Source organism: Micromonospora sp. NPDC003776 (assembly GCF_053605645.1).
In genome coordinates, this window is sequence record NZ_JBSGJR010000330.1 from 1 (window position 1) to 7,611 (window position 7,611).

10 protein-coding genes are annotated in these 7,611 nt (G+C 73.6%); 3 read left to right on the top strand and 7 right to left on the bottom strand.

What is annotated here, in order from left to right; all coding sequences use genetic code 11:
* Window positions 1–628, top strand: a 628-nt coding sequence (locus tag ACWEVO_RS23610) for a peptidylprolyl isomerase (protein ID WP_452309695.1), incomplete at its 5' end; no start/stop codon positions are given.
* A gap of 53 nt (window positions 629–681) precedes the next feature.
* On the opposite strand, the gene ACWEVO_RS23615 is transcribed toward ACWEVO_RS23610, so the two are convergent.
* Window positions 682–1,071, bottom strand: a complete 390-nt coding sequence (locus ACWEVO_RS23615; RefSeq protein ID WP_452309696.1) for a nuclear transport factor 2 family protein — start codon at window positions 1,069–1,071, stop codon at window positions 682–684.
* Between the two features lie 131 nt (window positions 1,072–1,202).
* Between ACWEVO_RS23615 and ACWEVO_RS23620 the strand changes: the two genes are divergently transcribed.
* On the top strand, window positions 1,203–2,033 hold the full coding sequence (locus ACWEVO_RS23620; protein WP_452309697.1) for an MmyB family transcriptional regulator: 831 nt from the start codon (window positions 1,203–1,205) through the stop codon (window positions 2,031–2,033).
* On the opposite strand, the gene ACWEVO_RS23625 is transcribed toward ACWEVO_RS23620, so the two are convergent.
* The 3 genes from ACWEVO_RS23625 to ACWEVO_RS23635 all read right to left on the bottom strand — a co-directional run bounded on the left by ACWEVO_RS23625 (window position 2,030) and on the right by ACWEVO_RS23635 (window position 4,670).
* Window positions 2,030–3,040 (bottom strand): GGDEF domain-containing protein, encoded by a 1,011-nt coding sequence (locus tag ACWEVO_RS23625; RefSeq protein WP_452309698.1) that lies wholly within the window; start codon window positions 3,038–3,040, stop codon window positions 2,030–2,032. The two genes, ACWEVO_RS23620 and ACWEVO_RS23625, sit on opposite strands and share 4 nt — an antisense overlap.
* A gap of 140 nt (window positions 3,041–3,180) precedes the next feature.
* Complete coding sequence (locus ACWEVO_RS23630; RefSeq protein ID WP_452309699.1) at window positions 3,181–3,840, bottom strand: 4'-phosphopantetheinyl transferase family protein; 660 nt, start codon at window positions 3,838–3,840, stop codon at window positions 3,181–3,183.
* A complete protein-coding gene (locus tag ACWEVO_RS23635) occupies window positions 3,837–4,670 on the bottom strand; it encodes a metallophosphoesterase family protein (protein ID WP_452309700.1) in 834 nt (277 codons plus the stop codon). Before ACWEVO_RS23635 ends, ACWEVO_RS23630 begins: the two co-directional genes overlap by 4 nt.
* Before the next feature lie 219 nt (window positions 4,671–4,889).
* On the opposite strand from ACWEVO_RS23635, the gene ACWEVO_RS23640 reads away from it, so the two are divergent.
* A complete protein-coding gene (locus ACWEVO_RS23640; RefSeq protein ID WP_452309701.1) occupies window positions 4,890–5,657 on the top strand; it encodes a hypothetical protein in 768 nt (255 codons plus the stop codon).
* Between the two features lie 166 nt (window positions 5,658–5,823).
* Here the strand turns inward: ACWEVO_RS23640 and pip are convergent, their stop codons facing one another.
* The 3 genes from pip to ACWEVO_RS23655 form a co-directional block, all read right to left on the bottom strand.
* Window positions 5,824–6,792, bottom strand: a complete 969-nt coding sequence (gene pip, locus ACWEVO_RS23645; RefSeq protein ID WP_452309702.1) for a prolyl aminopeptidase — start codon at window positions 6,790–6,792, stop codon at window positions 5,824–5,826.
* A 94-nt stretch (window positions 6,793–6,886) separates the two neighbouring features.
* The gene (locus tag ACWEVO_RS23650; protein WP_452309703.1) at window positions 6,887–7,261 is read right to left on the bottom strand and encodes a hypothetical protein; all 375 of its coding nucleotides are present in this window, start codon (window positions 7,259–7,261) and stop codon (window positions 6,887–6,889) included.
* Between the two features lie 79 nt (window positions 7,262–7,340).
* On the bottom strand, window positions 7,341–7,611 hold a 271-nt coding region (locus ACWEVO_RS23655), incomplete at its 5' end, for a hypothetical protein (protein ID WP_452309704.1).

The window sequence follows — 7,611 nt, forward strand, 5'->3', positions numbered from 1 at the left end:
GCCCACCCAGGGACCGTGCGCGTACACGCCGACGCCGGACGAGCCGGCGGCCCGCCCGGTGCCACTGCCGCCGGACCCCCGGCGGACGCCGGACCACGGCACGGTCCGGGTCACCCTGCACACCAACCAGGGGCCGATCGGGCTGACCCTCGACCGGGAGCAGGCGCCGTGCACCGTGCAGAGCTTCCTGCACCTGGCCCGGCACAAGTTCTACGACCGGACGCCCTGCCACCGGCTCACCGCGTACCCGACGCTGAAGGTGCTCCAGTGCGGCGACCCGTCGGGCACCGGCGAGGGCGGCCCGGGCTACCGGTACGCCGACGAACTGCCCACCGACCTGCCGCCGGCGCCGACCGACCCGACCGGGGTCCGCCGGCTCTACGCCCGGGGCACCCTGGCCATGGCCAACGCCGGCCCGGACACCAACGGCAGCCAGTTCTTCCTGGTCCAGTCCGACTCGGCGCTGCGCCCGAACTACACCGTCTTCGGCACCGTCGACGCGGCCGGGCTGGCCACCCTGGACCGGATCGCCGCCGGTGGCATCGCCGCCACGCCGGAGGACCCGGCCCCGATCGACGGCGCGCCGGCCCTGCCGGTGGAGATCTGCCGGGCCACCCGCGGCCATTGACACCGGCCCGCCCGGCGGGGCGCGACCACCGCCCCGCCGGGCACCGGTCCGGGTCAGTGGTGGGCGTGCGGGTCGAAGCCCTCGGGCGCCCGGTCCAGGAACGCGGTGATCTCGCTGATCCGGCCGTCGGCGTCGAACACCAGCAGGTCGGTGCCGGTGGCGAAGGACTTCCCGTCCCCCACCTCGATCTCCCACCGGACCCGACCCCGGTCGTGGTGGAGCTGCGGCTCCCCACGGTGCCGGAGCACCGCGTCGGTCATGTGCCCGGTGAACTGGTCGTGGAAGTCGATCAGTGCCTGCCGGCCGCTGAACACCCCGATCACGGCGTGGTACGTGACGTCGTCGGTGAACGTCTCGGTGGCCAGTTCCTGCTGCTCGTCGGGCTTGCCGGTGTTCCAGAACCGGAGGTAACGCTCGACGGTGGCCTGGTTCGTGGACGTCATGGTGCTTCCTCTTCCTGTCGACGATCTGCTGCGGCGGCTGCCACACCTGGAACCGTGCGTCCCGCCCCCGGGTGGTGTCGATTACCTCCGAGGTCATTGCCCCGCGTCGCCCGGCGGGCGAGGCTGGTGCCATGACCAGGACCGAACCGGTGGGCGTGCTGATCCGGCGCTGGCGGGAGCGGCGGGGCCGGTCGCAGCTCGACGTGTCGGTGTCGGCCGAGCTGTCCACCCGGCACCTGAGCTTCGTCGAGACGGGACGGGCCAACCCGAGCCGCGGCATGATCGAACGGCTCTGCGAGGAGCTGGAGGTGCCGCTGCGGGAGCGGAACGCCCTCTACCTGGCCGCCGGGTTCGCGCCGGTGCACCCCGAGCGGCCGTTCACCGACCTGGGCGCCGCCCGGGCCGCCGTCGAGGCCGTCCTCGCCGGTCACGAACCGAATCCGGCGCTGGCCGTCAACGTACGGTGGGAGGTGCTCGCCGCGAACCGCGCCATGGAGATGTTCCTGCGCGGTGTGCCGGCGGAGCTGCGCACGCCCCGGGTCAACGTGCTGCGGGCGACGCTGCACCCGGACGGCCTGTCCCGGCGGATCGTGAACCTCGCGCAGTGGCGGGCGCACGTGCTGCGCCGGGTCCGCCGGCAGCTCGCCCGGACCGCAGCCGAGGGCCTGGCCGAGCTGCTGGCGGAGCTGGAGAGCTACCCCGCGCCGGAGCCGGTCGGCGGCGCCGCCGCGCCGGCCGAGGACCTGGTCGTCCCGCTGCGGTTCAGCACCGAGTACGGCGAGCTGGCGCTGCTGTACACGATGACGATGTTCGGCTCGCCCCGGGACGTGACGCTGGACGAGATCTCCATCGAGACGTTCTTCCCGGCGGACGCCGGCACGGCGGGGCTGCTGCGGGCCATGTCGACGATGGCCGCCTCACCCGCGCCGCTGGCCGGTGTGGTGGAGAGCGGCGTGGGCTAACCGGGTACGTCGGAGCGGCCGGAGAGCAGGGGGCGGCCCTCGCGGCGCGCCTGCTTGGCCCGGTAGAGGTGCCGGTCGGCCACCCGGATCAGGGCGTCGAGGGTGTCCCCGTCGCCCGGGGCGGTGGCCGCGCCGATGCTGATGCCGGCGACCTGCCCTACCGCCGCGTCGAGCCGCGCGGCGACCGTCCGGGCGGTGCTCTGGTCCGCGTCCGCCAGGACGACGACGAACTCGTCGCCACCGACCCGCGCGATCGCGTCCCCGGCCCGCAGCGCCTCCCGCGCCACCGCCACCACCCGGCGCAGCAGGTCGTCCCCGGCGGCGTGCCCGTACCGGTCGTTGACCAGCTTGAAGTCGTCGAGGTCCAGGCAGAGCAGGGAGGGCCCGGGCCGGCAGCCGGTGCGGAACAGGTGCCGGGCGAACTCCGCCAGCCCGCGCCGGTTCAGCGCCCCGGTGAGCGGGTCCAGCGAGGCCAGCGCCCGCAACTGGGACCGCTGGCGGGCCAGCGTCCGGGTCTGCGTGGCGAAGACCGAGACGAGGACCAGCATGCCGGAGACGTAGACGAAGACGTACCCGGGCGGAGCCGGCCGGAGGATCGCGACGGCGAGGTACGCCCCCACGGTGAGCACCTCCAGCGCCAGCATCAGGCGCAGCTCGGGGGTGTGGCCGGCGACGAAGACGGCCGTGGTCACGAAGCCGAGCGCGGCCGGCGAGGTCACCCCGCCGTCCCAGTACGCGCCGAACGCCGCGAGGACCAGCGTCATCATCAGCAGGGTGAACGAGACCCGGTAGCCGGACGCCTTCGTGGTCACCCGCGTCGCCGCCCAGGAGCCCAGCACCCCGGCCAGCAGCCCGCAGCAATACGCCGCGAGCATCGGGCCACGGTGGGGCTGGTGGAGGGTGAGCAGGCAGTAGACGACACCGACGGAGTGCGAGACGGCGTGCAGCGCGGCACTGAGCACCGTCCTGCGGCGGCGCTCACGTATCCCGCTCTCCACCGCACTCACCGCCACCCCGACGACCGCTCCGGTGGGACCCGATCAGTCGAATTCAAGGGTGTGTATCAGGTCACAGTCAATACCTCGGCCCTGCCGACCTGCCATTCGTCACGCTGCGTCGCGCAGGCCCGACCGATGGTGTGTGGCGGTCAGCGCGGCACGGTGACGGCCGTGACGATCAGACCGCGGGCGACCAGCCAGCGACCGTGCAGCTCGGTCAGCGGCGGGCCACCGTCGGCCCGGCCGCCATCGACCAGCACCCGGGCGGTGAAGCGCCCCTGCGCCGGGTCGATGGACAGCTCCGCGTCCTCGAAGCCGAGCCAGCGCCCGGTCAGCGGGTACCACGCCTTGTAGACCGACTCCTTGGCACTGAACAGCAGCCGGCCCCAGTGGATGGTCGGGGCGTCCCGGCCGAGGCGGCGCAGCAGCCCCGGCTCGCCGCCGACGGTCACCGTCTCGCCCACCCCCTCGGGCAGCTCCTCGTGCGGTTCCGCGTCGATGCCCAGGCCGGCCAGCTCCGTGGCGCTGGCGACCGCCGCGGCCCGGTAGCCGGCGCAGTGGGTGATGCTGCCGACCACCCCTGCCGGCCACACCGGCTCCCGGCGCGGGCCGGACCGGATCGGACCCGGGGCGTGGCCCAGCTTGCCCAGCGCCTCCCGGGCGCAGCGGCGGGCGGTGACGAATTCCCGGCGGCGGCTCTCCACGGCCTTCGCCACCAGGTCCTGTTCGCCCGGGTACGGGGCCTCCCCGGGAATGTCGGAGAAGGAGTGGACGGCCACCACCGCCGGCGGCAGCAGGGTCTCGATCACTGTTTGCCTCCCAGGATCCGGCGCATCGGCCGCGGCTCCCCGCCGCGGCGGCGCCACTCGCGCGGGTAGCCCAGCGACACCTCCTCGAAGCGCACCCCGTCGTACTCGGTGGTGCGCGGGATGTGCAGATGCCCGTAGACGGCGGCGACCGCGCGGTGCCGGACGTGCCAGTCGGCGGTGCGTTCGGTGCCGCACCACTGGGCGAACTCCGGGTACCAGAGGATCTCGGTGGGCTGCCGGACCAGCGGCCAGTGGCTGACCAGGACCGTCGGCAGGGTCGGGTCGACGGCCGCCAACCGGCGCTCGGTCTCGGCCAGCCGCGCCCAGCACCAGGACTCCCGGTCCGGGTACGGGTCCGGGTGCAACAGCACCTCGTCGGTGCAGACCACCCCGGCGTCGTACGCCCGGCGCAGCGACTCCTCCTTCGTGCTGGTGCCGGGGGCGCGGAACGAGTAGTCGTAGAGCTGGAACAGCGGGGCCACCACCACCGGCCCGTCCTCGGACTGCCAGACCGGGTAGTCGTCCTCCGGGGTCAGCACGCCGAGGGCGCGGCACATCCCGACCAGCGCCGCGTAGCGTTCCTGCCCACGCAGGGTCACCGGGTCGGACGGGTGCGTCCACAGCTCGTGGTTGCCCGGTGCCCAGATCACCTGGGCGAACCGGTCGCGGAGCAGGCGCAACGTCTCCTCGACCGCGCCGAACAGCTCGGCCACGTCACCGGCCACGATCAGCCAGTCGTCCGGCGACTCCGGGTGCAGGCCGTCGACCACCGTGCGGTTCTCCTCGTACGACACGTGGAGATCACTGACCGCGAAGAGCGCACCCGTCACCCGGTCGATCCTGCCACCGGCGGCCGGGGGCTGGGTAGATCACGAGGGGCCGCCGGGGCGACGGAAACCCGACGGCTACGGGCCGGCAGGGGTGAGCCTTGAAGGGCCGGTGGTGGGCGGGCCAGAATGGGCGGCATCGGTGTCGCGACCCCGGCGGCGGTGCAGGGCCGTGCGGGCTGAAACGTCGACTCTTCACGGAAGGGACGACGGATGCACCCGATGCTGCGTCGACTCGACGACCTCGCCACCCACCTCGCCACCCGGCCGGACACCCTGGCGCTGCTCGGCCTCGGCTCCGCCGGCGCCGAGCACGACCGCCTCGACGCCCACTCCGATCTGGACTTCTTCCTCGTCGTCGCGGACGGGGCGGTGGCCGGCTACGCCGACTCGGTCGACTGGCTCGCGGCGCCCTGCCCGGTGGCGTACAGCTTCCGCAACGAGCGGAACGGCCGCAAGGCGCTCTACGCCGACGGGATCTTCGTCGAGTACGCCGTCTTCACCGTCGACGAGCTGGCCCGGCTGCCGTTCACCGGCGCCCGGGTGGTGTGGCAACGCCCCGACGCGCCCGCCGGGCTCGCCGAGTGCGGGCCGCCGCCCGGGCCCGCCACGCCGTACGACACCGTCGAGTTTCATCTCGGCGAGGCGCTCACCAACCTGTACGTGGGCCTGCACCGCGAGCTGCGCGGGGAGCGGCTCACCGCGTCCCGGTTCATCCAGTCGTACGCGGTGGACCGGGTGCTCGCGCTGCTGCGGCTGACCGCCCCGGAAGCGGCCGCGCACCGGCGGGACCCGTTCGACCCGAGCCGTCGGGTGGAGCGGGCCTACCCGCCGGAGGTGCTTCCGCTCGCCGAGATGGTCCCCGGTTACGAGCGCAACCGGGAGGCGGCCCGCGTGACGCTCGACTGGCTGGCGGCGCGGTTCCCGGTGGATCCGGCGATCGCCGACCCGATCCGCGCGCTGCTGGCCGCCGACCCTCGCCCCCGCTGACCCCGCCCCGCCCCCGCCCTCGCCCCCGCCCCCGACCTTGCCCCCCGCCTTCGGTCGCGGCGATCATGAAGTTGTGGCCCCCGATTCGCGGCATCAGCGGCTTTTGTTCGGTACACAACTGCATGATCGCGGGGGCGAGGGCGGGGCGGGGCGGGAGCGAGGGGGGTTAGGGGGTGAGGCGGGTGGCGAACTCGTCGGTGGCGCGGAGGAGTTCGCGGGCGATGCCCGGCTCCGCCGCCGAGTGGCCGGCGTCCGGCACGATCCGCAGGTCCGCCTCGGGCCAGCGGCGGGCCAGGTCGTAGGCGGACACCGGCGGGCAGCACACGTCGTAGCGGCCGTTGATGATGACGGCGGGCAGGTGGCGGATGCGGTCCACCCCGTCGAGCAGCTGCGTGTCCGTGTTGAGGAAGCCGCCGTGCCAGGCGTAGTGGGAGAGGATCCGGGCGATCGGCAGGGCGTGCGCGTCGGCGGTGAAGTGTTCGAGCACACCGGCGTCCGGCACCAGCGACGAGTTCACCGCCTCCCACCGGCCCCACGCCGCCGCGCAGGCCCGCGCCTCCGCCTCGTCCGGCCCGTGCAGTCGCCGGTGGTACGCGGCCAGCACGTCGTCCCGTTCCGCCACGGGGATCGGGGCGACGAACCGGTCCCACTCCTCCGGCTGGAGGTGCCGCAGGCCACCCTGGTAGAACCAGTCCCGCTCGGCGCGGCGCATGAGCAGCACCCCGCGCAGGATCAGCCCGGTGACCCGGTCGGGGTGGGCCTGCGCGTACGCCAGGCCGAGGGTCACGCCCCACGATCCGCCGAACACCAGCCAGGAGTCGATCCCCAGCCGTTCGCGGATCACCTCCAGGTCGTCGACCAGGTGCCAGGTGGTGTTGCCGCGCAGGCCACCCGACGGGGTGCTCTGCCCCGCGCCCCGCTGATCGAACAGCACCACCCGGTAGCGGTCCGGGTCGAAGAACCGCCGGGCCGCCGGCACGAGACCACCGCCCGGGCCGCCGTGCAGGAAGACCGCCGGCACGCCGTCCGGCCGGCCCACCTCCTCGACGTACAGCTCGTGGCCGTCACCGACGGAGACCCGGTGGGTGGCGTACGGCTCGACCGGTGGGTACAGGATCTGTTCGAGGCTGCTCATGCCGAGCCATCCTGCCCGTTCGGCCCCGCCGACGCGGGGCCGAACGGGCAGGATGGCTCCGCCGACGCGGGGCCGAACGGGCAGGCGGTGCCGTTCAGCAGGCGATGCTGCTGCCGAGGCCGTCGAGCAGGGCGTCGGCGACCCAGCCGGAGACCCCGGTCGTGGTGTCCTTCAGGTAGGTCCAGCTGTAGGTGGTGTAGCCGTTGGCGGTGACCCGGTCGCCGCTGGTGAAGCAGTGGAAGTCGACGCTGTGGCTGAGCTGCCCGTAGCCCAGCGAACCGCAGCTGGTGTGCGGACCGGTGCGGATGTTGACGTTGCTGCCGTTGAAGAGCTGGCCGAACTTGGTGTCGATGTTGGTGTGGTAGTGGCTGCAGGTCGCGCTCGCCGGCGCCGCCGCGCTGGCCACCGCGACACCCGTGCAGGCGACGGTCAGCGTGACGGCCGCCCCGATCGAAGAAATCTTCCGCACGTCGATCAACCCCCCGAAGTCAGAGACACACGCAAAGTGATCAGATATTGACATGCTTCAAGGTCCAGGGCAAGGCCCTTCAGGCTGCCATTTGCCGGATGCCGCTGAGGTCCGGCGTTTCCACCTCGGCACTCGACGGCGAGCGCCGGGCGGCGAGAGCGAACCAGAACACCGCCGGGACCAGGCAGACGCCGGCGGTCACCACCCCGGCGCCCAGCGAGGCGCGCTGCCCGACCCAGCCGGCCGGCGGCCCGCCCGCGATCTGGCCCGCCGCGTCCACCTGCGACCAGATCGAGAAGACGGTCGCCCGCGTACCAGACGAGGTTCCGGCCACCAGCCAGGCGTTCAGC

Bases quoted from the DNA above. Each gene is read 5' to 3' on its own strand.
- ACWEVO_RS23615 (WP_452309696.1), bottom strand. From the start codon at position 1,071: ATGACGTCCACGAACCAGGCCACCGTCGAGCGTTACCTCCGGTTCTGG.
- ACWEVO_RS23620 (WP_452309697.1), top strand. From the start codon at position 1,203: ATGACCAGGACCGAACCGGTGGGCGTGCTGATCCGGCGCTGGCGGGAG.
- ACWEVO_RS23640 (WP_452309701.1), top strand. From the start codon at position 4,890: ATGCTGCGTCGACTCGACGACCTCGCCACCCACCTCGCCACCCGGCCG.
- pip (WP_452309702.1), bottom strand. From the start codon at position 6,792: ATGAGCAGCCTCGAACAGATCCTGTACCCACCGGTCGAGCCGTACGCC.